Here is a 25,663-nt window from a genome sequence, read left to right on the forward strand (position 1 = left end):
ATGAAACAAATGATCGTTCACTGCACACAGCATATTACTCGTATGGCACTTCTGGAGAACGGGAGGCTGGTGGAATATGCGGCTGAACGCGATCAGCAGCAAGGTCTGGTCGGGAGTTATTATAAAGGTCGGGTTATGAATGTGCTGCCGGGTATGCAGGCGGCTTTTGTAGATATCGGACAGAAAAAGAATGCCTTTCTGTATGTAGACGATGTGCTGCATCCCCATCTGGAGAAGCAGCCGGAGGTGAAGCCCTCTATTGAGACGCTGCTGCAGCCCGGTCAGGAGATCGTCGTCCAGGTGAGAAAAGAGCCGCGTGGCGGCAAGGGGGCGCGGGTGACTACCCATTATACCTTGCCCGGACGCTGGATGGTGTATATGCCTTTTGCCGAGTATGTCGGGGTTTCCAAAAAAATCAGCCGCGAATCCGAGCGCAGCCGGCTTAAAGGAATCGGCGAACGGTTGCGTCAGGGTGAAGAAGGAATCATTATGCGTACAGTCTCCGAGGACGAGCCTGTGGAGGCTGTTGAAGGGGATCTGGCCTTTTTGCGGGCCCAGTGGGAAGTAATTACCCGGCGGGCTAAGGAAGCGGACGCGCCGGCTTTGCTGCACTGTGATCTGAGCATCGTTCAGCGGTTTATCCGGGATGCCTTCAACCCGCAGCGTGATGAGCTGATGATTGATTCGGCCAAGGCGGTTAAAGAGGCGGAAGCATTCCTTACAGATATGGCTCCCGAAGGGTACAAGCCTGTAGGATTCTACCGTGGACAAGAGTCCATCTTCTCGGCATATGGTGTGGGGGATCAGCTCCATAAGAGCTTCAGCCGCAAAATCATCCTTGAAGGCGGGGCTACGCTCATTTGGGATGAGACAGAGGCGCTCACCGTTATTGATGTGAATACGGCTCAGTACACCGGCGGGACGAACCTCGAGGATACTGTAACACGGACCAATCTGCTGGCGGCGGAAGAGATCGGGCGGCTTGTCCGTCTGCGGGATACGGGCGGCATTATTATTGTTGATTTCATTGACATGGAGCGGGAGGAGCACCGGAAGCAGGTCATCGCGAAGCTGGAGAGCATCATCAGCCGTGACCGCACCAAGACGAATATTCTCGGCTGGACCCATCTGGGCCTGCTGGAAATGACCCGCAAGAAGGCAAGGCATGATTCGGCCGGATTTGCTCCGGTGATCTGTCAATGCTGCGGCGGGACCGGCAAAGCAGGGACATGGCTGGAGTAGGCCGGTTTTTTCACGCTAAGAGGGTACCGTCTGTTAAAAGGATGATAAAGCCGCTTTCTACTTGACTTGGGCTAATTAGTATGATAATATCTTCAAGTATGTGTTTGGTTGTTAAATTCCTGCACATGCTGTAACCGCTCCGATCGGGTATATCAAGTGCAATTCCTCCGGGGGTTGCCACCTAGACTAGGCGAGTCTGAGACATGAGGAGGTGCAAGTACAATGTATGCAATTATCGAAACTGGCGGTAAACAATACAAAGTCCAAGAGGGCGACGTGTTGTTCATTGAGAAGCTGGAAGCTGAAGACGGCGCAAGCGTAACGTTTGACCGTGTCTTGGCTGTTTCTAACGAAGGTGGTTTGACTGCAGGAACTCCGCTGGTAAGCGGCGCGTCTGTAACAGCCAAAGTCGAGAAACATGGTAAAGGTCATAAGGTTGTAGTTTACAAATACAAACCTAAGAAGAACTACCACAAGAAACAAGGCCATCGTCAACCGTACACCAAAGTAACTATCGAGAAGATTCAGGCGTAAGAAGGTGCGTTAATGATTAACGTGCGGATTACACGGGCTTCTGCTCAAGGTGTCATTGTCGGTTTTGCCGTCAAAGGGCATGCGGAATACGCAAGGAATGGTAAAGATATCGTCTGCGCGGGCGTTTCGACCGTTACGGTTGGAACTGTGAATGCGATTGAAAGCCTGACCGGTGTAGTACTGGATACTTCGATGAAGGATGGATTTCTGAGTGGAACCCTGGTTCCCGTGAATGATCCTGAAGTCTCCGCCAAGGTGCAGCTTTTGCTGGAATCCATGGTGCTGATGCTCAAAGATATCGCTAAATCTTACAGAAAATTTGTTCAGATACAGGAAGTCATTATTTGAAGAAGGAGGTTGACAACATGTTGAAATTGGATCTTCAATTATTCGCATCGAAAAAAGGTGTAGGTTCCACAAAGAACGGACGTGATTCCCACTCTAAACGTCTTGGCGTGAAACGTGCTGACGGTCAAGCAGTAACCGGCGGCAACATCTTGGTTCGTCAACGCGGAACAAAAATCCACCCGGGCACTAACGTGGGCATCGGTAAGGATGATACACTGTTCGCACTTGTGGACGGCGTAGTGAAGTTCGAACGTTGGGGTCGCGATCGCAAAAAAGTGAGCGTGTATCCGGTTGATGTCGCTCCGGTAGCAGCGGCACTGGAAGCGTAAGCTTTCGGAACCTATTTAGATGAGAAGCCTCCGGCATGAGTGCCGGGGGCTTTTTTTGAAAATATTCGCACCTATAGAATTCAAGTCAAACACCCGGCAGGAATGCTGGTGATTGCAGGGAAAGCCTGTGTTATACTGGGAAATGGAAAATATCAAGCAAGATAAGCAACCGCTACATTGGAATGAATTTTGCGAACCGAGGGACGGGGAGAAAGAATGAAATCCTGGAAAATTATTGTCTGGGCAGTCATGTTATCCGCAGTGCTTCCTTTAGGTCTCGTGTATTGGCAACCCTCCCTTTTCACATGCCTGCTGCTCGGTGTATGGGTAGCGGCAGTGCTTGCATTCAGCTTTCTTTACAACCGGCGTCATTATGAAGAGGAACTGCGTATACAGGAGAAGACTCTGCAGCAGGCGGCAAACCGGACACTGAATCACCATCGTCATGATTGGATGAACGATCTGCAGGTGCTTTACGGATATATCCAGCTGGGCAAGCCTGATAAATCCGTGTTATGTGTGGAAAGAATAAAGGAGCGTATCGCGCTGGACAGCCGTATCGCCAAACTGGGGGTTCCTTCACTGGTATTCTACCTGCAATCCTTCCGTACCTACAGAAGCAGCCTGGAGCTGGAAATAGAGGTGGAAGAAGGGCTACAGCTGGAGGACAAGCTCAGTCCCGAAACAGGCGATGAGCTGACGTCTGTGATTATGCAGACCGTTAGGGCGTATCAGTACAGCGGACTTGCACCGCAAGGAGAAGCGCGGAAGCTTCGGCTCGGATTTTCACAGGAGGGAAGAGACATTCTTATCTCTTTCGAAGGTGAGGGAGATCATGGCAATCCCGAACTGCTGCAGGGGCAAATTTATAATATAGTACAAGGAAAAATCATGAAGGCGGAGCAGTTTCAGCCGAGCACAAGCTATGTAGAACTGCGTTTACCGCTGGAGATGTAAGGAAGGTGAACATTAATGTTCGTAGATAAAGCTAAGATTTATGTTAAGGGCGGCGACGGCGGAGATGGTCTCGTGGCGTTTCGCCGTGAGAAGTATGTACCGGAGGGCGGTCCTGCCGGCGGAGATGGCGGCCGCGGCGGAGATGTGATTTTCCGGGTAGATGAAGGCTTGCGTACACTGATGGATTTCCGTTATCAGCGCCATTTCAAGGCCGATAAGGGAATTAAGGGACGTAATAAGAGCCAGCACGGGGCGAACGCTGATCACATGATCGTGCGCATTCCTCCGGGAACTGTGCTGATCGATGATGATACCCAGGAGATCATTGCCGATATGACCCGTCATGGACAACAGGTCGTTGTGGCCCGCGGCGGCCGTGGCGGCCGGGGGAATACGCGGTTTGCGACTGCAAACAACACTGCGCCGGAGCTTGCCGAGAACGGCGAAGAAGGCCAGGAGCGTTATATCGTAATGGAACTGAAGGTAATGGCAGACGTAGGTCTGGTAGGATTCCCGAGTGTGGGTAAATCTACATTGCTGTCGGTAGTATCTGCTGCCCAGCCGAAGATTGGTGCCTATCACTTCACAACAATTACACCAAACCTTGGTGTAGTTGACGTTGGGGATGGCCGCAGCTTTGTTATGGCGGATCTGCCGGGCCTGATTGAAGGTGCGAGTGAAGGTGTGGGGCTTGGACATGAGTTCCTGCGCCACGTTGAACGTACACGTATCATCATTCATGTCGTGGATATGTCCGGCTCTGAAGGCCGTGATCCCTTCGAGGATTGGGTGATGATTAATGACGAGCTGAGGCAATACAACGCTGCCCTGATTGACCGTCCGCAGATTGTTGCGGCGAACAAGATGGATATGCCTGATTCCGAAGAGAATCTTGCCGCCTTCCGCGAGCGTGTGGCGGAGCTTCGTCCGGATCTTGAAATCATGCCGATCTCCTCGCTTACCCGTCAGGGAGTGCAGGAACTGCTCTACCGGGCAACGGACGTGCTGGATAGTATTCCTGTCGCACCGGTTGTTGAAGAAGTGGCTGAAACTACTGAGCGCAAGGTGTACAAGCTGGAAGCGGAAGAAGATAATTCCTTCACCATTACCCGCGACAATGAAGCATTTGTAGTCACCAGTCCGCGTATTGAGCGGATGCTGAAGCGGATGCAGCTGAGTACACATGATGCTATCCTCAAGCTGGCCCGTACCTTGCGTCACATGGGTGTGGATGCCGAACTGCGCAAGCGCGGTGCTGTTGAAGGCACCATTGTGCGCATTGCTGATTTCGAATTCGAGTTTGTTGAGAACAGCAGCTACTATTAATATCTGCACTTGCTGCTGAATGTTGTCATGCAGCTTTGAATATGCCGGCTGTGTTTCCCGTGAGGGGACACAGCCGGCTTTTTTAATAGACAGGGGAATTAAAGAACGGCTTTGTATAAAGTCTGCTTTAAATATTTGGCTAAATTTACTACAATCATATGTGGGCCGAAGAATAGGGATAGGTTATGGGCGGACCGATTTATCAGCAACCGAATCCAAATAAGGAAATCCCCGTATATAATTAAGGGTAATACGCACTAATTTCCAGCTGAACCAACCGATAATATAAATACAAACCTGTCATGAAAGAGGGAATAGGCAGATGGCAATTATTGAAGTAGTCAAATATGACGGGCCTGCAGGCGTCTTCGCCTGGAAATATCCTAATCAGGAGCTGGGCACATGGACACAGCTGATTGTGAATGAATCCCAGGAGGCGATTCTGTTCAAAGGCGGTGAGGCACTCGATTCCTTCACAGCGGGACGTCACACGCTCAGCACAGCGAACATCCCGATTCTGTCGAATGTAGTGAATCTGCCGTTCGGAGGCAAATCACCGTTTACAGCGGAAGTATGGTTCGTGAACAAGATGAACTCTATGAACGTCAAGTGGGGGACAAGTTCGCCGCTGCAGCTGCAGGATCCCAAATACCAAATCATGATCTCTGTCCGCGCCTTCGGCCAATTCGGAGTCAAGATTGAGGATCCCCGCAAATTCCTGCTGAAGCTGGTGGGGACGCTGCCTTTATTTGATCAGGACACTATGGTGAGTTATTTCCGCGGGCTGCTGATGTCCAATATTAATGAACTGATCTCTTCTTATCTGGTGCACAAAAAAATCAGCATTCTGGAGATCAATGCCTATGTCGTAGAAATTTCGAAGCATATACAAGGCCGTCTGGCGTCGTCCTTCCTGGATAGCGGGATCGAGCTGAATAATTTCTTTATTGATTCCATTAACATTCCTGATAATGATCCGGCCATACTCCGCTTGAAAGAGGCCTTAGCCAAAAAAGCAGAGATGGACATCATCGGCTTCACCTATCAGCAGGAACGCAGCTTCGATACCATGGAGGAAGCCGCAGGGAATCCGGGTAATTTAGGCGCCGGGATGATGAATACCGGCCTGGGGCTCGGTATGGGCTTTGGCCTTGCCGGACCTGCGACTGATATGATGAACAGGATGACACGCGGCATGTCACTGGATGGCGGTACGGCGGCAGCACCGGGAACAAATTCCAAATCCTGTGCAGGCTGTGGAACGCTTAACCCGGCAGATGCGCGGTTCTGTACCGGCTGCGGTCAGAGCCTGCAGCCGGTGCCGGCAGCAGCTAGCAGTACTTGCCGCAGCTGCGGCAAGCCGGTAATTCCCGGCGCCAAATTCTGCCCGCACTGCGGGGAGAGCCTGATCATTAAATGCACGGGTTGCGGGCATGAACTGCAGCCCGGCCAGAAATTCTGTGCGGAATGCGGAACAAGGGCGGCTAATGGGTGAGCCGGATGAATAAACAGAGGTCTTACACGGGGCTTATCACTGTCATTTATGTTGCTGTTCTGGCGGTCACTGTTTTCTCCTTCTTCATGCTTGGATTTTCTGAGTCGCTGGTGCGTTTCATAGTGACCCTGCTTGCCGTATGCATTGCTGAGACTGCCGTATATGGTTATTGCGTATTTTGGCTGCGTTCCGCTCCTGATGTCAGCAGGACTTCACCGCTACTCCTGAGCGGGGCTTGGATTATTGCCCTATATGTATTCGTGGTAATTGCGTTAGCTGTGCTGCTTGACTGGATTCTGGAACTGAGCCCGCTCTGGTATGCGGGAGTGCAGCTAGTTGTGTTGGTTACTGCTGTGGTTGTTCTGGAAGCGATAGGGTTATATGGCCGGAATGCAGCGTCTCAGGAACAGAGGGATGCCAATGCCTCAAGGAATCTGCGGCGTTACCGGCAGGAGCTGCGAGAGATTAGAGAGCTTGCGGGGAGCTGGAAGCATCCGGAATCCATTCGTTTGACTGAGCTGGTGGGTTCCTTAGAGGAAAGGTTCCAGTACAGTGATCCGGTTTCGAATCCGGAATTGGCTGCAACCGAGGATATGATAAGCCAGCAGATTTCTCTGCTTCATGATCATGTTGCCTTATTGCTTGTACTGAAGGAGCCGCCAGGCGGCTGGGAAGCGGAAACACAGGAATTGACGGATAGTATTGCCGGCACGCTCCAGCGGCGCAACCGGGAGCTGGCGGCAGTTAAATAGGAGGAAGATTACGGAATGGGTATCGTGAATGAGCTAGAGGGACTGCTGCCGGGCCGGGAAGGCCAGCCGTCTGACGGTCTGCCCAAATATGAGCGGACAACATTTGACTATGTAACTATTGGAGTGGGCTACCTTGTGATGCCGCTCGGGCTTGTGCTTGCTTTGATCCGCTTCTTTGGAACACATTACAAAAATTACCGCAAACCCGTCAACTACAGCCTGCTGTACCATGTTTTTGTAGGGGGATTTGTGCAGATGATGGGCTTTATCCTTTATTCGATATATAGTGACGACGGGATCGATGTCATGACGCTAATTATAATGTTAATCCTCTTTGCCCTTGTTCTGCTCCTGCCCGCGTCAGCTTTTGCCAAAAGGGCAGCCAAAGCCAGATTCCGTTTCTCCCAGCTCGCCAATCAATATGTGCAGCTAATCACTGCCGGCAGAGTACGTTATATTGGAAATCTGGCTGACCGTACCGGGCAAAGTGAGGCGGATGTGAATCGGGATCTGATCTACCTCAAGAAGTATGGGGTGCTGGACTCCGGGCTGCTCTTCAGTGAGGGAGCGGATACTGAGCCTGATGCTCCGGTTAATCAGGCGGATTCATCGCCATTTTCTTCCCCGGGCGGACAAACGGTATATCAGCCGCCAAGACCGCAGCAGCAGCCGAAGTCCATACGCTGCCCTGGCTGTGGTGCGCAGAATACCGTCTCCCCTCTGCAGTCCAAGAGCTGTGACTACTGCGGTACGACCGTCTCTTACAGTTAAGTGAAGGCTGTTCCTCCTGATTAACGGGCGGAATAGCCTTTTTTGAAAATTCAAGGTCACATGCTGACAGAGGAAAAAGTGTTGCAATTTAAGTCTTCAATCCCGTATAATGTCCACTATGTACATACAAAAGTCTTTGGGGTGAGGACGTTCGTGAAAGAACGCTATTATTTGGTCCGGGAGGACATATTGCCCGATGCTGTACTGAAGACCATGCAGGTCAAGCAGCTGCTGGAAGCAGGAGATGCCAAAACGGTACACGAGGGCGTGGAGCAGGTTGGGCTTAGCCGCAGCGCTTTTTATAAATACAAAGACGGAATTCATTTGATTCATCAGCTGGAACGTGAGCGTATAGTAACCATCTCGATAGATCTGGAGCACGAATCAGGTATGCTCTCTAAAGTGCTGGGTTCTGTAGCTGTCCACGGGGCCAACGTGCTGACGATTCACCAGAGTATCCCGCTGCAGGGGCGGGCCAACGTGGTGATCTCTGTTGAAATTTCTCATTTAAATGAAGAATTAGGCGATTTACTGGATAGTCTAAAGGCAATCTCGGGTGTGAAGCGGGCGTTAATTATCGGCCAGGGTTAATATTGCTTCATAAAACTTAAGCCTATGCTTACGAAGTGAGTTTTGCTTGAAGTGAATACAAGGAGCAGACGCTCGCAAAACTTTTAGGAGGAGACAAATGAAGCCGGTTAAAGTGGGATTGCTGGGTTTGGGTACAGTAGGTACGGGTGTAGTCCGTATCGTTGAAGGGAATCAGGAGGATTTGAGCAGCCAGGTAGGCTCGCCGATCCTGATTGAACGTATTGCCGTGAAGAATACGGAGAAGCCGCGGGAAATTGAAGTCGATCCATCCAAGATCACCGATGACCCGTGGGAGGTTATCCGGGACCCGGAAATTGATGTCATTGTCGAGGTCATGGGCGGTATTGCGGGAACGAAAGAGTACATTCTAGAGGCGCTGGAGCGCGGCAAACATATCGTTACAGCCAACAAGGACCTGATGGCCCTGCATGGCTCGGAGATTCTGGCCAAAGCTCAGGAGAAGCAGTGTGATGTGTTCTACGAGGCCAGCGTGGCTGGAGGCATTCCGATTATCCGTACACTGATTGAAGGATTCTCCTCTGACAAGATTATGAAGATCATGGGTATCGTTAACGGGACAACCAACTACATACTTAGCAAAATGAGCCAGGAAGGCGCGTCTTATCTGGATGTGCTGAAGGAAGCGCAGGAACTCGGGTATGCTGAATCTGATCCAACCTCCGATGTGGAGGGTCTGGATGCTGCCCGCAAGATGGCGATCTTGGGCACCCTTGGCTTCCGGACCAACGTTGAACTCAGCGATGTCAGTGTGAGCGGGATTTCCGGCGTGAGCAAAGAGGATATTGCTTTTGCCAAACGGCTGGGCTATGAGATGAAGCTGCTCGGCATTGCCGAACGCCAGGATGAAGAATTCAGCATCAGTGTGCAGCCTACGATGATCCGTGCCAGCCACCCGATTGCATCCGTGAACGGAGTATATAATGCCGTATATGTGTATGGGCAAGCTGTAGGGGAAACAATGTTTTATGGTGCCGGAGCAGGCGCAATGCCTACCGCAACCTCAATTGTGGCAGATCTAGTGGCCGTAATTAAGAATCTGAAGCTGGGTGTGAATGGGCTCAAGCAGATTGTCCCCTATAAGCAGAAGAAGCTGAAGAGCGATGAAGATATCTTCTACAAGAACTTCCTCCTCCTGCACGTAGATGACAAAGCGGGTGTGCTGGCGAAGATTACTCAAGTGTTTGCCGAATATGATGTCAGTCTGGATTCCGTAGTGCAGCAGGCCAATACTAATAATCCGGATGCAGAAATCATTATTGTAACGCACAATGCCAGCAAGGCGAGTATGAATAAAGTAATGCGGCATTTAGAGCAATTGAACGTCATTCACCGCATCAAAAGCCATTATCGTGTAGAAGGCTGAGTACCGCATTCCGAGATTCATCGGCTGCGTGCAAATATAACGAAGGAGATTTCCCACGCCATGAGTATTTACGGAAGGTCTAGAGTAAAAGTCCCTGCCAGCACCGCCAATCTCGGTCCGGGATTCGATACACTGGGCATGGCACTGTCACTGTATGCCTGGATTGAGATGGAAGAGGCGGCAGAAACGGTATTTCACCTGTATGGTGATGAGATGAAGGGTATCGCCCGTGACAAAAGCAATCTGCTGTACAAGGTAGCCCAGATGGTGTTTGCAGAAGCCGGGGTTTCGGTCCCCGAACTATCCATCTCGATGTATTCAGAAATTCCGCTTACCCGGGGTCTCGGCAGCAGTGCTTCCGCGATTGTTGGCGCATTGGCCGCAGCTAATGCTATGATTGGTTCACCGCTTGGGTCTGCGAAGCTGTTTGATATGGCCACAGCGCTTGAGAAGCATCCTGATAATGTTGGAGCCTCCATCTTCGGGGGGATTATCACAGCAGCATGGGATGGGCAGCATGCCGATTATATACGGATAGAGCCTCCACAGGCGCTGGAAGTGCTTGTAGTTATTCCTGAATTTGAGCTGGAGACAGTCAAAGCAAGAGGGCTGCTGCCTGCCGAAGTTACAATGGGCGATGCTGTCCATAATATCAGCCGTACCTCACTGCTAACTGCAGCACTATCCGCCGGCCGGCTCGATATGATTGGCAGAGCGATGCAGGACCGCTTGCATCAGCCGTACCGTGCACCCATGGTGCCTGGTATGGAGAAGCTGCTTGCCGAGGCGCCCGGGCGTGGTGCTCTGGGGATTGCGCTAAGCGGCGCAGGCCCTACATTGTTATGTATGGTGGACCGTAGCAGCGATAAGAAGCAGGAACTGGAGCATTTCCTGACAGAAACGATGCAGGAGAACGGAATTCCTTCCCGGACTGTATGGCTGTCGCCATGTACTTCAGGTGTTACTACGGAGGTGCTTGAAAGAAACGGGATGCAAAACGGATCATTTTTGGATATGATAAAAGGAGAATTACAGTCATGAAATCAATAGCGGTATTGCCTCAGGGCTCGGTGTCGCATGAAGCGCTGCTGCATTTATTTGGGGGTAACCCGGTAAATATTGAGCATCATAAGCTGATATCCGATGTCTTTCTGTCTACGGCGAACGGAGTTACGGATTACAGTGTGATTCCGATTGAGAATACGATTGAAGGCTCGGTCAGCCTGCATATTGACTGGCTCATTAACGAGGTGAATCTGCCGATGCAGGCGGAGTGGATTTTTCCGTCGGTGCAGAATCTAATCGGTAATCCGCAGGAATTCACGGATGGGAGCGGGCATAAGGATTATACGAAGATTGTCAAAATCCTGTCCCATCCGGTTGCTATGGCACAATGTCTGCAGTTCATCCGCAAAGCCGCACCGTGGGCGGAGCTGGAATCGGTGGGCAGCACTTCCGAAGCCGTTGAGATTGTAAAGGATAATCCCGGCAAGGGCTGGGCCGCCATCGGTACGTCACTGGGTGCAGCTACGCACGGGCTGGAGATCGTGGAGCGGCAGGTTACAGACCATAACAACAATTACACGCGTTTTGTACTTGTTGGCCAGGAGAAGCTGGAACTCCCGCTAGAGAGCAGCGGGGACAAGACGAGTATTCTTGTGACGCTGCCTGAGGATTTTCCGGGTGCGCTGCATCAGGTGCTGGCTGCATTTTCCTGGCGGAAGCTGAATCTGTCGCGGATTGAATCACGGCCGACCAAGAAGAAACTGGGTACTTATTATTTCTATATTGATGTGCTGGAACCGATAGAGTCGGTGCTGCTCCCGGGGGCGATCGAAGAGATCAAGGCCTTGGGCTGCCAGGTACGGATTCTGGGGTCCTATCCCACATACACCTATGAGGAAGAGAAAGCGGAGGTGCAGTAAGTTCATGGCTGAACAATGGATCTATCTGGATGGACAACATGTAACGAAGGACAATGCTAAGGTATCGGTATTTGATCACGGCTTTTTATATGGAGACGGTATTTTCGAAGGAATCCGTATTTATAACGGCAACATTTTCAAATGCAAAGAGCATCTGGACAGGCTGTATGATTCGGCCAAATCGATTATGCTGGAGATTCCGCTGACGTATGATGAGATGCTGGAGGCTATGGCTGAGACTATCCGCCTTAATGAAATGCGCAACGGGTATATCCGTCTGATTGTTTCGCGCGGTCCCGGTAACCTGGGGCTTGATCCGCGCCGCTGTCCCAAAGCGAGTGTCATTATTATTGTAGAGCAGCTGGCAATCTACCCGGAACAGGCTTATCTGAACGGACTCCGTGCCGTGTCGGTATCCCAGCGCCGTAATATCCCGGATGCGCTGAATCCGAAGATCAAGTCGCTGAACTATCTCAACAACATTCTGGTGAAGATCCAGTCTAATCTGGCGGAAGCCGATGAAGCGATCATGATGAATGCGCAAGGATATGTAACCGAGGGATCGGGCGACAACATCTTCATTATCAAAAGAGGAGTAGTCTACACGCCTCCCTGCTATTTGGGCGCGCTTGAAGGAATTACCCGTCTGGCGATTATCGAGCTATGTGAGAAACTGGGCTTGCCGCTGAAGGAAGAACCGTTCACCATGCATGATGTATATATTGCTGATGAAGTTTTCTTCACCGGTACCGCAGCCGAAGTTATTGCGGCCCGTGAAATCGATGGCCGGATTATCGGTTCCGGTCACGCCGGTCCGATTACCCTGCAGCTGCTTGAAGAATTCCGCAATGTTGTGGATAAAGACGGTTATAAGGTGTGGGAATAGTTCCTTAATAGTTATTCCGCAAACCAATGAATGAATATAGCAGCAATCCTCCCATGGAGCCGTGGGAGGATTTTTTTTGTATTAGGGATGTCATTCGCCCATGGGCTGCATAAGATGTAGTAACGAAGGAGGCGGCTGTACCGCATATACCATGCTGAAGTGCAGTAATCCCTGAACCGGGGGGCAACGTCGATCAACAGATACTTATTAGGAGGTAAATGCTGCGTGAAAATACACATTGTTAAGCAAGGCGATTCGCTGTTTGCGTTATCGCAGAAGTATGGAGTGCCGCTGCAAAAAATAATTGAGGCCAATCCGCAAATCACGAATCCAGATGTACTCGCTGTCGGAGATAAGGTCAAAATACCGGCAGCCCCGATACCTGTACCAGATAACAGTGAGGTCTATTACAAGCATACCGTCAAGCAAGGCGATACCTTGTGGAAGCTCTCCAAAGCATGGGGCATTACGCTGAAGGACATGATTGATGCCAATCCGCAGCTTAAGAATCCCAATGTTCTGATGACAGGGGAAGTAGTGAATATCCCTAAGAAAGCTAATACTGCTTCTCCTATTCAGGCTCAGTCTGTCTCTCCGGCAAAAGCTAATACTACTCCCATTCAGGCACAATCCGCAGCACCTGCAGTCGTAGACAAAACAGCTATTGGCGGAAAAACCTATACCGGGCCCATAGAAAAGCCTGCTCCTGTCGTGTCCCCTGCCGCAGAAGCTGTCCCGGTTCCCATTGCTGCTCCTGTGCCAGCGCCTAACCCTGCGCCTAATAAGGCACCCGAAGTGATGCCGATCCAGGAAATCGTCCATGAGAAACAAAGCTTATATGTACAAATCTCAGTTCCGGCACAAGAAGCCATCACATATGAGATGCCCAAAGAAGCACATAAAACTGAGGTTCAGCCAGCGGCATGGAACGATGGTAAAGTCTCTCCATGCGACAAGACCGAAGGTTATCCAGGTCTGAATGAAAACCCGTATTTCATGAATTATCCGCCGGTGTATCCTGTGTATGAGCCAATGGGGATGATGGATATAAACGCTGCACCTAACTACATTCAGCCTGCAGCTTTCATGCCGGATTGCCCGCCGTACTATGCTTATCCTGCAGGAGATTATCCCGGAGCCTGGTACCCGAACGCTGCGCCAGACTATAACAATGCGGCAATGTCCGCAGTGAGCCCGGTGAACGATAACGCATCTTTTGTATCTCCGCAGTATAGCGGCCAGCCGGTCAATCTCCCTTGGCCTTCCTGCGGATGCGGCGGAATGTCTATTCAGCCTTATCCGTATGAGCAAGCAATGCAGCCTATGTACAATACGTATCCGGTGTATGGTATGCCGCAGCAGGGAATGGTATCCCCTTATTCAGCAGAAATGAATTCAATGCCTAGTGCGCTGTCACCGGTGTACGATCAGCCAATGGTATCGAATATCCCGCCTTATCCATCCTACCCTGGTATGGAGAACTTTGCCCATAACCGTGTACCTGAAATCCAGGTTCCAGAGCCTGCAGTGCAGGAAGCAGCAGAGACTCCTGAAGCAGGACGCACCGAAGCACAGACTGTTAAGAACTCCAAAGGTGGAGCTTCCAAACCGGCAGCGGGAAAAGTGAAAACTTCCAGCCAGACAACCACAGCCAAAGCTAAGACTTCTTCCAAAACAGGTTCAAGCTCAAACGGACGTTCAAGTACAGCCAAAAAGAATAAGAATCCATGGATTTCTAATTAAGTCTGAAACGATAGTTTATGGAGTGCATGCAGGTCACGCATAGGATGCGGGCTTGCTGCACTTTTTGGAGTTTTGCAGGTACAGAGACTTGTATAGTATAACTATGGAGTTCTATAGAACCATTTCAAAAATGGTAAATATTGAGGGTTGTTTTTAGTAATACATGCATGGTATATTATAAATCCAGTCGCGAGGCGGAAGCCTTTTCACAAGATTGGACATGTTATTCTGACGGGTATGCAAACAGCTTCTGAAAAAATAAGTGTTGCATTCAGTTGAGAAACATGGTATATTATAAAAGTTGCTGGTGACGCGGTGAGCGACGCTGACAACGAGCTTGATCTTTGAAAACTGAACAACGAGTGAGTATCGGAAATCACTTCGGTGAGATCCAAATTAGAGAATGTAACAATTCTCGTCAGATGTTTCAAAATGAGCAATCGCTCTTTCTAAATACAATTTGGAGAGTTTGATCCTGGCTCAGGACGAACGCTGGCGGCATGCCTAATACATGCAAGTCGAGCGGAGTTATGAAGGAGCTTGCTCTGGATTAACTTAGCGGCGGACGGGTGAGTAACACGTAGGCAACCTGCCCTCAAGACTGGGATAACTACCGGAAACGGTAGCTAATACCGGATAATTTCTTTCCTCTCCTGAAGAGAGAATGAAAGGCGGAGCAATCTGCCACTTGGGGATGGGCCTGCGGCGCATTAGCTAGTTGGTGGGGTAACGGCTCACCAAGGCGACGATGCGTAGCCGACCTGAGAGGGTGAACGGCCACACTGGGACTGAGACACGGCCCAGACTCCTACGGGAGGCAGCAGTAGGGAATCTTCCGCAATGGGCGAAAGCCTGACGGAGCAATGCCGCGTGAGTGATGAAGGTTTTCGGATCGTAAAGCTCTGTTGCCAGGGAAGAACGTCCGGTAGAGTAACTGCTACCGGAGTGACGGTACCTGAGAAGAAAGCCCCGGCTAACTACGTGCCAGCAGCCGCGGTAATACGTAGGGGGCAAGCGTTGTCCGGAATTATTGGGCGTAAAGCGCGCGCAGGCGGTCATTTAAGTCTGGTGTTTAAACCTTGGGCTCAACCTGGGGTCGCACTGGAAACTGGGTGACTTGAGTACAGAAGAGGAAAGTGGAATTCCACGTGTAGCGGTGAAATGCGTAGATATGTGGAGGAACACCAGTGGCGAAGGCGACTTTCTGGGCTGTAACTGACGCTGAGGCGCGAAAGCGTGGGGAGCAAACAGGATTAGATACCCTGGTAGTCCACGCCGTAAACGATGAGTGCTAGGTGTTAGGGGTTTCGATACCCTTGGTGCCGAAGTTAACACAGTAAGCACTCCGCCTGGGGAGTACGGTCGCAAGACTGAAACTCAAAGGAATTGACGGGGACCCGCACAAGCAGTGGAGTATGTGGTTTAATTCGAAGCAACGCGAAGAACCTTACCAGGTCTTGACATCCCGATGAAAGCATTAGAGATAGTGCCCCTCTTCGGAGCATCGGAGACAGGTGGTGCATGGTTGTCGTCAGCTCGTGTCGTGAGATGTTGGGTTAAGTCCCGCAACGAGCGCAACCCTTGACTTTAGTTGCCAGCAGGTAGTGCTGGGCACTCTAGAGTGACTGCCGGTGACAAACCGGAGGAAGGTGGGGATGACGTCAAATCATCATGCCCCTTATGACCTGGGCTACACACGTACTACAATGGCCGGTACAACGGGAAGCGAAACCGCGAGGTGGAGCCAATCCCAGCAAAGCCGGTCTCAGTTCGGATTGCAGGCTGCAACTCGCCTGCATGAAGTCGGAATTGCTAGTAATCGCGGATCAGCATGCCGCGGTGAATACGTTCCCGGGTCTTGTACACACCGCCCGTCACACCACGAGAGTTTACAACACCCGAAGTCGGTGGGGTAACCCGCAAGGGAGCCAGCCGCCGAAGGTGGGGTAGATGATTGGGGTGAAGTCGTAACAAGGTAGCCGTATCGGAAGGTGCGGCTGGATCACCTCCTTTCTATGGAGAATCGTCACCTGCAACGGTGACATTCAAATCGGAAGCTAAAGCTTCCACAATAGAACCTTCGGGTTCGGACACTCACTCGTGTTCAGTTTTGAAAGAGCAAGTCTCTTTCGTATGCGTTTGGTGGCGATAGCGGAGGGGTTCCACACGTACCCATCCCGAACACGACCGTTAAGCCCTCCAGCGCCGATGGTACTTGGACCGAAGGGTCCTGGGAGAGTAGGACGCCGCCAAGCGAACAATCAATTTATTGGTTGATTCACAATGTTATCTGTTATATGGGCTTTTAGCTCAGTTGGTTAGAGCGCACCTCTGATAAGGGTGAGGTCGGTGGTTCGAGTCCACCAAGGCCCACCATATAACATTTTAGAATTGAATACCTATATGGGGCCATAGCTCAGCTGGGAGAGCGCCTGCCTTGCAAGCAGGAGGTCAGCGGTTCGATCCCGCTTGGCTCCACCAATACTTCTTTACAAGATTATATGCAAGAACTTGATCCTTGAAAACTGGATACCGAAACGAATTTGCGTTTTAGAACATCTTTTAGCTGAAACTTGTGTAAGCAAGTTGAAATAGTTATTAGTTGATACAATTCATTCGTCAGGAAATAACGGGCTTTGAAGCAATTCAATGTTCAATATTTCTCCTGCGGAGAAAATTGTGGTTAAGCTAATAAGAGCACACGGAGGATGCCTAGGCGCCAGGAGCCGACGAAGGACGTGGCGAACAACGAAACTGCCTCGGGGAGCTGTAAGCAAGCTTTGATCCGGGGGTGTCCGAATGGGGAAACCCAGCTGTGGTAATTCGCAGTTACTCGTATCTGAATACATAGGATACGCAGAGGCAGACCAGGGGAACTGAAACATCTAAGTACCCTGAGGAAGAGAAAACAATAGTGATTCCGTCAGTAGCGGCGAGCGAACGCGGAACAGCCTAAACCAAGGGGCTTGCCTCTTGGGGTTGTGGGACGTCTCACATGGAGTTACAAAGGAATATGGTAGGCGAAGAGGTCTGGAAAGGCCCGCGATAGAGGTAAAAGCCCTGTAGCCTAAACTGTGTTCTCTCCGAGACGGATCCCGAGTAGTGCGGGGCACGTGAAACCCCGTATGAATCCAGCAGGACCATCTGCTAAGGCTAAATACTACCTGGCGACCGATAGTGAAACAGTACCGTGAGGGAAAGGTGAAAAGCACCCCGGAAGGGGAGTGAAATAGAACCTGAAACCGTGTGCTTACAAAAAGTCAGAGCCCTATTACTGGGTGATGGCGTGCCTTTTGTAGAATGAACCGGCGAGTTACGTTTAACATGCAAGGTTAAGGTGAGAAGCCGGAGCCGCAGCGAAAGCGAGTCTGAATAGGGCGATTGAGTATGTGGACGTAGACCCGAAACCGTGTGATCTACCCCTGTCCAGGGTGAAGGTGCGGTAACACGCACTGGAGGCCCGAACCCACGCATGTTGAAAAATGCGGGGATGAGGTGGGGGTAGCGGAGAAATTCCAATCGAACTCGGAGATAGCTGGTTCTCCCCGAAATAGCTTTAGGGCTAGCCTCGGTGAATGGAGTGGTGGAGGTAGAGCACTGATTGGGTGCGGGGCCCGCAAGGGTTACCAAGCTCAGTCAAACTCCGAATGCCATTAACTTCTTGCCGGGAGTCAGACAGTGAGTGCTAAGATCCATTGTCAAAAGGGAAACAGCCCAGACCATCAGCTAAGGTCCCCAAGTGTGTGTTAAGTGGGAAAGGATGTGGAGTTGCACAGACAACCAGGATGTTGGCTTAGAAGCAGCCACCATTGAAAGAGTGCGTAATAGCTCACTGGTCGAGTGACTCTGCGCCGAAAATGTAACGGGGCTAAACACACCACCGAAGCTATGGCTAGATACTTTGTATCTGGGGTAGGGGAGCGTTGTATGTAGGTTGAAGGTGTACCGTAAGGAGCGCTGGACAGCATACAAGTGAGAATGCCGGTATGAGTAACGAAAAGATCAGTGAGAATCTGATCCGCCGAAAGCCCAAGGTTTCCTGAGGAAGGCTCGTCCGCTCAGGGTAAGTCGGGACCTAAGGCGAGGCCGAAAGGCGTAGTCGAAGGACAACAGTTTGAAATTACTGTACCACCGTAATCCGCTATGAGCGATGGGGTGACGCAGGAGGGTAGTGACGCGGACTGATGGATGTGTCCGTCTAAGCAGTGAGGCTGATGTGTAGGCAAATCCGCACATCATTAAGGCTGGGCTGTGATGGGGAGCGAAAATTGTAGTAGCGAAGGTCATGATCTCACACTGCCAAGAAAAGCCTCTAGCCAGGAGAAGGTGCCCGTACCGCAAACCGACACAGGTAGGCGAGAAGAGAATTCTAAGGCGCGCGGAAGAACTCTCGTTAAGGAACTCGGCAAAATGACCTCGTAACTTCGGGAGAAGAGGTGCCTCGGTAGGGTGAATAGCCCGAGGGGGCCGCAGTGAAAAGGCCCAAGCGACTGTTTAGCAAAAACACAGGTCTGTGCGAAGCCGCAAGGCGAAGTATACGGGCTGACGCCTGCCCGGTGCTGGAAGGTTAAGGGGAGTGGTTAGGAGCAATCCGAAGCTGTGAACCGAAGCCCCAGTAAACGGCGGCCGTAACTATAACGGTCCTAAGGTAGCGAAATTCCTTGTCAGGTAAATTCTGACCCGCACGAATGGCGTAACGACTTGGGCGCTGTCTCAACGAGAGATCCGGTGAAATTTTAATACCTGTGAAGATGCAGGTTACCCGCGACAAGACGGAAAGACCCCATGGAGCTTTACTGCAGCTTGATATTGAATTTGGGTACGATCTGTACAGGATAGGTGGGAGCCGTTGAGGCAGGAGCGCAAGCTTCTGCGGAGGCGCCGTTGGGATACCACCCTGATCGTATCTAGGTTCTAACCTAGTACCCTTACCGGGTACGGGGACCGTGTCAGGCGGGCAGTTTGACTGGGGCGGTCGCCTCCTAAAGAGTAACGGAGGCGTTCAAAGGTTCCCTCAGAATGGTTGGAAATCATTCGCAGAGTGCAAAGGCATAAGGGAGCTTGACTGCGAGACCTACAAGTCGAGCAGGGACGAAAGTCGGACTTAGTGATCCGGTGGTACCGCATGGAAGGGCCATCGCTCAACGGATAAAAGCTACCCTGGGGATAACAGGCTTATCTCCCCCAAGAGTCCACATCGACGGGGAGGTTTGGCACCTCGATGTCGGCTCATCGCATCCTGGGGCTGAAGTAGGTCCCAAGGGTTGGGCTGTTCGCCCATTAAAGCGGTACGCGAGCTGGGTTCAGAACGTCGTGAGACAGTTCGGTCCCTATCTGTCGTGGGCGCAGGAAATTTGAGAGGAGCTGTCCTTAGTACGAGAGGACCGGGATGGACGTACCGCTGGTGCATCAGTTGTTCCGCCAGGAGCATGGCTGAGTAGCTACGTACGGACGGGATAAGCGCTGAAAGCATCTAAGCGTGAAGCCCCCCTCAAGATGAGATTTCCCAATTAGTAAGACCCCTTGAAGACGACGAGGTAGATAGGTTGGAGGTGGAAGTGCAGCAATGCATGGAGCTGACCAATACTAATCGGTCGAGGGCTTATCCAAATTTCGAACAACGCAGATTCGTTTCGGATTCAGTTTTCAGGAATCAAATTGTAATTTATAGAGCTCAAGCAGTTCTATAGAGAAAATTTGTTTTCAGCATTTGGCGATGCTGAGACCTGAATTATAGCATTTGTATATCAAATGCCGTTTGGTGGCGATAGCGGAGGGGTTCCACACGTACCCATCCCGAACACGACCGTTAAGCCCTCCAGCGCCGATGGTACTTGGACCGAAGGGTCCTGGGAGAGTAGGACGCCGCCAAGCACTTAAGACCACTGTTGATATTCAACGGTGGTTTTTTGTTGTACAGTTAACACATGAATTTCACGATTTTAGCCCGCTGCCTGAGGGGAAGAAACGGAATGAATTTAAAATTCCTGCTCATAATACAACATTCTCCTCATAATCTCGGCTATAATCCAAAAATATTGTATGAAAAGCAGCATTTCTCTTCCTACAGGCGACATAGCCGGGCAATTCTTGTATTTCCTGCAAAATACGTACAACATTTAAGCCTGTACAGTGGTAACTTAAGAATATCAAATCTGAAAGCGACGAATCAGGTGTGGGTAATTTAATAAATTACGTATCACATAAGCAGTAATCGGTTACTAATTTAGTTGTAATCTAAAGTATGGTTTATATAGTCTATTTGTATATGAATTATAATTGGTGTATGTATCGGGGAGGTGCGTATGTGATTATTTGGCTGAATGGAACCTTTGGTTCAGGAAAAACGCAAACAGCGATTGAGCTCCACCGGAGTATTCCACATTCTTATGTATTCGATCCGGAGAATGCCGGCTTTTATATCCGTGATAACCTTCCAGGAGGCATGTCAAAAAACGATTTTCAGAGCCATCCGCTCTGGCGTGAGCTTACGTATTCAATGCTTAGATACATAGATTCAGAGTATAATGGAACGATTATTGTACCTATGACCCTAGTAGATACAGACTACTTTATGCAGATTGTGGGCAGACTAAGAAGCGAAGGGATAGTAGTTCGTCATTTCACGTTGACTGCTTCCACTGAGACCCTGTATAGCAGATTGAAGGGCCGTGGTGAAGGCAGGGGCTCCTGGGCTGCTGTACAGATGGAGAGATGTCTTACAGGGCTGGAGAACAAGCTCTTTGAGTGTTATGTGGACACTGAGCAGATATCCATTCCAGAGGTAGCTGGAATTATTATGTCTCTGTTGGAGACCTGGGAATAGAAAAGGGAGATCTGCAATGGCGGTTCAGATTAGTGTTGAAGTGGAAGGATAATAGATTTTAATAATTATTGTGTTTTCTATTGCACTATAATCATATATTTGATATAATACTTTTTGTTGTCGAAAGATTGTTTGTTGATATGGCTCGTTGGTCAAGGGGTTAAGACACCTCCCTTTCACGGAGGTAACATGGGTTCGAATCCCATACGAGTCACCATAATCTTCTTCAATCTCTAAGGTTGAAATAAATAATGATTGTATATCTCATGAGAATGTGTTATGATCATTAAGTTGCTTCTTCGATGGAGGCTTAGCTCAGCTGGGAGAGCATCTGCCTTACAAGCAGAGGGTCGGGGGTTCGAACCCCTCAGCCTCCACCATGGAGACTTGCAAGATAGAAGTGAATACATTTATTACTGACGCGGGGTGGAGCAGCCCGGTAGCTCGTCGGGCTCATAACCCGAAGGCCGCAGGTTCAAATCCTGCCCCCGCAATTGTTTTGGAACCGTGGTGTAGTTGGCCTAACATGCCTGCCTGTCACGCAGGAGATCGCGGGTTCGAATCCCGTCGGTTCCGCCATTTTTACTTAAGTAACATATTGAATACATACCGTGTGCGGACGTGGCTCAGCGGTAGAGCATCGCCTTGCCAAGGCGAGGGTCGCGGGTTCGATTCCCGTCGTCCGCTCCATATTTTGCGCCCTTAGCTCAGCTGGATAGAGCGTTTGACTACGAATCAAAAGGTCGGGAGTTCGAATCTCTCAGGGCGCGCCATTTATAACTTTGTTGAATACTCAAAGTGTCCTTAAGGGATATGTACCTATAATTTGCCGGCGTGGCGGAATGGCAGACGCGCTCGACTCAAAATCGAGAGGGAAACCGTGGAGGTTCGAGTCCTCTCGCCGGTATCATCATAAACAGGCTTACAGATTTGCTTTCGGGCAAATTTGTAAGCCTGTTTTTTCTTTAAGGTAATTATACAGGTTGAGCTATTGTCGATTACCTTTAACTTAGCTCCCAATAAGCCAGTCATTCCAAGCGGTATAATTCCTCTGACTCTTCCGGCATCCGCCGCCGGTTTTCTTCATTGTTATGACTACCCGCAGTAATTAATAAGAGCCCGGTGACTGTGACTACTATGCAACAAACAGGAATTCCTTGCTGAAGCGGACTGAGAAGTCGTTATTTTGCCGAAAACATGCCTCCTAAGGTGAAAGAGGACTGAGAATCCGCTATGTTGTTCATTTGGACTTAAAATGTGGAAGTTCAGGCCAATTAGCGGAATCTCAGTCCGGATACTCCGCGATTTCGCCAGATCTGCTCAAATAACGGAATCTCAGTCCGCCTGCTGAGCGGATAGTTCATATAGAGCCCGCCCGGTAAACTTCAACTGAGGGGAAACGCAATCAATAAGTATGATCTGGATTCACCTGTAGGGTGAATTTTGTTTTTAAGGGGCAAGCTCTATCACTGCCATCTGGTGATTCTCGAGATAAGGAACCGTATATGTGAGTTCACCGTTTCGGCCTGCTGTGAAAGGCAGTTCAGTCATCGAAGGAGCCAGATAGACCCGCTGGACTTGGGCAGGAGACGGAAGGTTCAGGCTGACAGAAATGTCCCGCAGCGGCACGATGTCCTCGATGACTTCGATACGGCCCTTCAGTGCAGGGGCGGCATAGAGCAGATGGTGCACATAGCGCTTCTCCGCAGGCTGGTACTGCAGGGTCGTTATTCCCCGGGCCGGCAGACAAGTGCGCAGGGTGGGACGCGGCAGCAGCCGGGACAGCGCATGCAGCACCATTTCTTTGAGGATAAGGTGGCCACCTTCCGCATAGTCGCTGAACACATCCCAGGCGATGTAGATACCGCTGCTGCTCTCAACCATGGCCGGTCCATTATCTTCTCTGGTACCAGGTGTATGCTGATGCGAACAGAAAGTAAAGACATCGCGGTTGAAATACGGATTCTCCAGGTGACCCAGCGATTGTCCTTCCCGCAATTCTACCAGCTGACCTTCACCATACATTACATAGGAAGCGGGCAGGAGGGCGCCGGGCGTGAAATACGGATGGAAATACGCCGGACGGTACGGGTTTGTTCCCAGCCAGCGGATACCCAGATTCAGCGCAAAGGTATCACCTGCCGTATTGAGTCCTGAACGGCCGGTGGCCAACACTTTGCCGCCTTCTGCGATAAAGGCTTCAATAGCAGAAGCCAATTCCGGCCATACCGGTACTTCATCCGGCAGGATCAGCACTTTGTAAGCGGCGAAATCACTGAATGTATCCACGATATCATACAAGTAGTGTCCTTCACTCAGTATACGCACTGCTCCTGCATCAGCCAGATTACGCTGTCCCTTCAGCGCCTGTCCGTCAGGGCAGGCTTCACGGGCCGCCTCCAGGGACAGGACAGCGATGTCCGCAACGGACTCCACTCCGTTGCACCATTGCTCCTTCGCCTCTACCTCGGCATAGGCAGCGCCGATTAGGGCATAGGTCGCTTCATCCATGAAGCCCGAAGGGTGAAGCTGATCACCGATGGAGCATTTTGCACCGTGGGCAAGGCTGAGCGCGGCCTCATACCGCAGCGCGTTCGGATGCTTGTAGCCGCCGAATTCGCCCCAGGAGGTATGGAATTTGCCGGTCATGCCGAGAAATTCCATGCCCAGGGTCTGGGCGTACCGTGCTGACAGCGGGAAGTGATCATAGCCCCAGCCTCCGGTCGGAAGTGACTCCAGCTCGAGGTGGCTGTTAACCTGGACAAGATCACGGCGGCCCCGCTGCTGATGACCGTTGTTATGATAGACCGGAAGGCCTGGCTTTACCGCGTCAATCGTCTCCCGGACACGGCGTGCATAATTCAGATAAGTCTGTTCACCGAGGGCAGTGACGGCGGCTTCATCGCGGGGATCCTGGCCGGCTGCCTGCAGTGCCGAGACGCAGTACTGGCAGCGGCATTTACGGCCGCCGACGATATCGAGGAAGATACCGTCAGCATCATAACGGGAAACTACTTCATGGATTTGCGCCAGCAAAACGTCCAGATAAGGTGTATTCATGCAAAACTCATGATAACCCGGCGTCATGAAGTCCTTCACCCAGCGTGTGCGGTCCTCTGCATCACGGATCAGCCACTCGGGATGGCGGCGGGCCAGCTTCTCATCAAGGCCAGCGGACAGATATACCGGTGTCTTGACTCCGATTTCGTGAGCTGCACCGATCATCTCCCCCAGAAGGTCGAAGGAGAGATGCGGATGAATTTCATTGGCTTCACTGGGATGATAGGCCCAGCCGTGATGACATTTGGAGAATACCGTAACAGAGTCAATATGGCCGGCACGCAGCATGGATTGAAATTGGGATTTGGAGAAATCTTTGCCGATGCCGGGAATGAATTCAGAAGTATGGAAGTCCAGGTGAACCTGACGAAAACGCATGGATACACACAGCCCCTTATACGATTTGGATGAAAAGCGGATTCCCAGTCAATGTACCTCTTTTATGCCGGGGCAGCCAGTGATATTATAGACTTTGAATAGCACAAAATCGACTTGGACAGGAGAGATAGCCAGTGCTGTGTCTGGAATTAGCAATTCCGCCGCTGCCGCAATTCGTCACGGTGGGACATGCCGTCTGGCCGCCGGGGGACCGGCATTTCGCCCGCACCTTCGGTGTGTATGATCTGCTGCTGGTGAAGCGCGGAACGCTCTATATGAGAGAAGAGGACAAGGAGTATGCGGTGGGTCCGGGAAAGCTGCTGGTGCTTGAGGCGGGACTGCCGCATGAAGGTTACCGGGCATGTGAGGAGGATACAGAAATTTATTGGGTGCACTTCATCCATGAATCTAAGCCGGCGTATATCCGGCGGGAGGATATTCCCTGGTCATCCCTGCTGGCCAAGGGAACGGTGGAGGATGAGGAGCCCTCTGCACAGCAGCGTCTGTATATGCCAAAATACGCCACAGTCGACGTAGAGACGCTGGAGCCGATTCTGCATGAGATGAACGAGATCCACAGCAGGCTGAGTGCAGGTAATGCGCTGCATCTCCACCTGCTGCTGGCCGGGCTGCTGGAGGCACTTCAGGCGGAATGCACACGGACTGCACAGCCGGAGCCGGCGGTCCGGCTGGCCCGGGCAGCGGCAGGCTACCTGGATGTCCACTGGAGACAGCCGTTTAATCTTGCCGGACTTGAAGAGGAGCTGCATTTCCAGGCGGATTATATTACGAGGTGCATGAAACAGCATATCGGCACTACGCCACTGCAATATGTACTCCATCTGCGTCTGGAAGAAGCCAAAAAGCTGCTGGGCGGTACGGTGCTGGGTATTTCGGAAATTGCCGAACGGGTAGGCATTCAAGATCCCAACTATATGACGCGCCTGTTCAGTTCGAGATTTGGACTGACTCCCGGAGCGTACCGCCGGCGGCTGCGTCAGAGGGAAGATACAGCTGCCTCTACCGGCACGGAGGAAATCTAAGAGCCGCTGCGGGTGCTGCCAAGAGCTCAGTCATGTCGATATCATGCTAAAGAAAGTCGGGATCGTTAAGGCG

18 protein-coding genes, 9 tRNA genes, 4 rRNA genes and 1 other annotated feature are annotated in these 25,663 nt (G+C 51.0%); of the genes, 30 read left to right on the forward strand and 1 reads right to left on the reverse strand.

Features of this window, described 5'->3' with window-relative positions:
- From NSQ73_RS05265 to NSQ73_RS05405, 29 genes are all read left to right on the forward strand, one after another.
- Positions 1–1,242, forward strand: coding sequence for an Rne/Rng family ribonuclease (locus tag NSQ73_RS05265; RefSeq protein WP_340985634.1), 1,242 nt, complete (start codon positions 1–3; stop codon positions 1,240–1,242).
- 122 nt (positions 1,243–1,364) lie between these two features.
- Positions 1,365–1,450 (forward strand) — a sequence feature (ribosomal protein L21 leader region).
- Positions 1,451–1,464: 14 nt separating this feature from the next.
- Entirely contained in the window at positions 1,465–1,776 is a 312-nt protein-coding gene (gene rplU, locus NSQ73_RS05270; protein ID WP_036698983.1) for a 50S ribosomal protein L21, read from the forward strand.
- A gap of 12 nt (positions 1,777–1,788) precedes the next feature.
- Entirely contained in the window at positions 1,789–2,124 is a 336-nt protein-coding gene (locus NSQ73_RS05275) for a ribosomal-processing cysteine protease Prp (protein ID WP_042139581.1), read from the forward strand.
- 17 nt (positions 2,125–2,141) lie between these two features.
- A complete protein-coding gene (rpmA, locus tag NSQ73_RS05280) occupies positions 2,142–2,453 on the forward strand; it encodes a 50S ribosomal protein L27 (RefSeq protein WP_020429282.1) in 312 nt (103 codons plus the stop codon).
- A 216-nt stretch (positions 2,454–2,669) separates the two neighbouring features.
- Positions 2,670–3,410, forward strand: a complete 741-nt coding sequence (locus NSQ73_RS05285) for a Spo0B domain-containing protein (RefSeq protein ID WP_042139580.1) — start codon at positions 2,670–2,672, stop codon at positions 3,408–3,410.
- A 15-nt stretch (positions 3,411–3,425) separates the two neighbouring features.
- Positions 3,426–4,736 carry a GTPase ObgE gene (gene obgE, locus NSQ73_RS05290; RefSeq protein WP_042139579.1) on the forward strand — a complete coding sequence of 437 codons (1,311 nt, stop codon included), beginning with the start codon at positions 3,426–3,428 and terminating at the stop codon, positions 4,734–4,736.
- 322 nt (positions 4,737–5,058) lie between these two features.
- A complete protein-coding gene (locus NSQ73_RS05295) occupies positions 5,059–6,231 on the forward strand; it encodes an SPFH domain-containing protein (protein ID WP_340985635.1) in 1,173 nt (390 codons plus the stop codon).
- Positions 6,232–6,236: 5 nt separating this feature from the next.
- A complete protein-coding gene (locus tag NSQ73_RS05300; protein ID WP_340985636.1) occupies positions 6,237–6,983 on the forward strand; it encodes a hypothetical protein in 747 nt (248 codons plus the stop codon).
- 15 nt (positions 6,984–6,998) lie between these two features.
- On the forward strand, positions 6,999–7,754 hold the full coding sequence (locus tag NSQ73_RS05305) for a hypothetical protein (RefSeq protein WP_340985637.1): 756 nt from the start codon (positions 6,999–7,001) through the stop codon (positions 7,752–7,754).
- A gap of 153 nt (positions 7,755–7,907) precedes the next feature.
- Positions 7,908–8,345, forward strand: a complete 438-nt coding sequence (locus tag NSQ73_RS05310) for an ACT domain-containing protein (protein WP_039300484.1) — start codon at positions 7,908–7,910, stop codon at positions 8,343–8,345.
- A 97-nt stretch (positions 8,346–8,442) separates the two neighbouring features.
- Positions 8,443–9,729, forward strand: a complete 1,287-nt coding sequence (locus NSQ73_RS05315) for a homoserine dehydrogenase (RefSeq protein WP_171718256.1) — start codon at positions 8,443–8,445, stop codon at positions 9,727–9,729.
- A 60-nt stretch (positions 9,730–9,789) separates the two neighbouring features.
- Positions 9,790–10,770, forward strand: coding sequence for a homoserine kinase (gene thrB / locus NSQ73_RS05320; protein ID WP_076247793.1), 981 nt, complete (start codon positions 9,790–9,792; stop codon positions 10,768–10,770).
- A complete protein-coding gene (pheA, locus tag NSQ73_RS05325; protein WP_042217035.1) occupies positions 10,767–11,654 on the forward strand; it encodes a prephenate dehydratase in 888 nt (295 codons plus the stop codon). Before thrB ends, pheA begins: the two co-directional genes overlap by 4 nt.
- A gap of 4 nt (positions 11,655–11,658) precedes the next feature.
- Positions 11,659–12,540, forward strand: coding sequence for a branched-chain-amino-acid transaminase (gene ilvE, locus NSQ73_RS05330; RefSeq protein ID WP_039300474.1), 882 nt, complete (start codon positions 11,659–11,661; stop codon positions 12,538–12,540).
- 225 nt (positions 12,541–12,765) lie between these two features.
- Positions 12,766–14,283 carry a LysM peptidoglycan-binding domain-containing protein gene (locus NSQ73_RS05335; RefSeq protein ID WP_340985638.1) on the forward strand — a complete coding sequence of 506 codons (1,518 nt, stop codon included), beginning with the start codon at positions 12,766–12,768 and terminating at the stop codon, positions 14,281–14,283.
- 457 nt (positions 14,284–14,740) lie between these two features.
- A 16S ribosomal RNA gene (locus tag NSQ73_RS05340) occupies positions 14,741–16,296 on the forward strand.
- A gap of 125 nt (positions 16,297–16,421) precedes the next feature.
- A 5S ribosomal RNA gene (gene rrf / locus NSQ73_RS05345) occupies positions 16,422–16,538 on the forward strand.
- Positions 16,539–16,582: 44 nt separating this feature from the next.
- Positions 16,583–16,659 (forward strand) — tRNA-Ile (locus NSQ73_RS05350).
- A 29-nt stretch (positions 16,660–16,688) separates the two neighbouring features.
- Positions 16,689–16,764, forward strand: a tRNA-Ala gene (locus NSQ73_RS05355).
- A 200-nt stretch (positions 16,765–16,964) separates the two neighbouring features.
- Positions 16,965–19,893, forward strand: a 23S ribosomal RNA gene (locus NSQ73_RS05360).
- A gap of 147 nt (positions 19,894–20,040) precedes the next feature.
- Positions 20,041–20,157: ribosomal RNA gene (gene rrf / locus NSQ73_RS05365) — 5S ribosomal RNA — on the forward strand.
- The 16S, 23S and 5S rRNA genes sit together here with 2 tRNA genes alongside, the layout of an rRNA operon.
- 433 nt (positions 20,158–20,590) lie before the next feature.
- A complete protein-coding gene (locus NSQ73_RS05370; RefSeq protein ID WP_340985639.1) occupies positions 20,591–21,109 on the forward strand; it encodes an AAA family ATPase in 519 nt (172 codons plus the stop codon).
- A gap of 142 nt (positions 21,110–21,251) precedes the next feature.
- Positions 21,252–21,326, forward strand: a tRNA-Glu gene (locus NSQ73_RS05375).
- A gap of 87 nt (positions 21,327–21,413) precedes the next feature.
- Positions 21,414–21,489: transfer RNA gene (locus tag NSQ73_RS05380), tRNA-Val, on the forward strand.
- A 40-nt stretch (positions 21,490–21,529) separates the two neighbouring features.
- Positions 21,530–21,603 (forward strand) — tRNA-Met (locus NSQ73_RS05385).
- A 7-nt stretch (positions 21,604–21,610) separates the two neighbouring features.
- Positions 21,611–21,688 (forward strand) — tRNA-Asp (locus NSQ73_RS05390).
- A 36-nt stretch (positions 21,689–21,724) separates the two neighbouring features.
- Positions 21,725–21,799, forward strand: a tRNA-Gly gene (locus NSQ73_RS05395).
- Between the two features lie 6 nt (positions 21,800–21,805).
- Positions 21,806–21,882, forward strand: a tRNA-Arg gene (locus NSQ73_RS05400).
- 55 nt (positions 21,883–21,937) lie between these two features.
- A tRNA-Leu gene (locus tag NSQ73_RS05405) sits at positions 21,938–22,016 on the forward strand.
- Positions 22,017–22,558: 542 nt separating this feature from the next.
- Here NSQ73_RS05405 and NSQ73_RS05410 read toward each other — a convergent pair.
- Entirely contained in the window at positions 22,559–24,547 is a 1,989-nt protein-coding gene (locus tag NSQ73_RS05410) for an alpha-amylase family protein (protein ID WP_340985640.1), read from the reverse strand.
- A gap of 134 nt (positions 24,548–24,681) precedes the next feature.
- On the opposite strand from NSQ73_RS05410, the gene NSQ73_RS05415 reads away from it, so the two are divergent.
- The gene (locus NSQ73_RS05415) at positions 24,682–25,590 is read left to right on the forward strand and encodes an AraC family transcriptional regulator (RefSeq protein ID WP_340985641.1); all 909 of its coding nucleotides are present in this window, start codon (positions 24,682–24,684) and stop codon (positions 25,588–25,590) included.
- Positions 25,591–25,663: the final 73 nt, after the last annotated feature.

It is taken from the genome of Paenibacillus sp. FSL R10-2736 (genome assembly GCF_038000245.1).
In the GTDB taxonomy this organism is placed as follows: domain Bacteria; phylum Bacillota; class Bacilli; order Paenibacillales; family Paenibacillaceae; genus Paenibacillus_AQ; species Paenibacillus_AQ phytohabitans.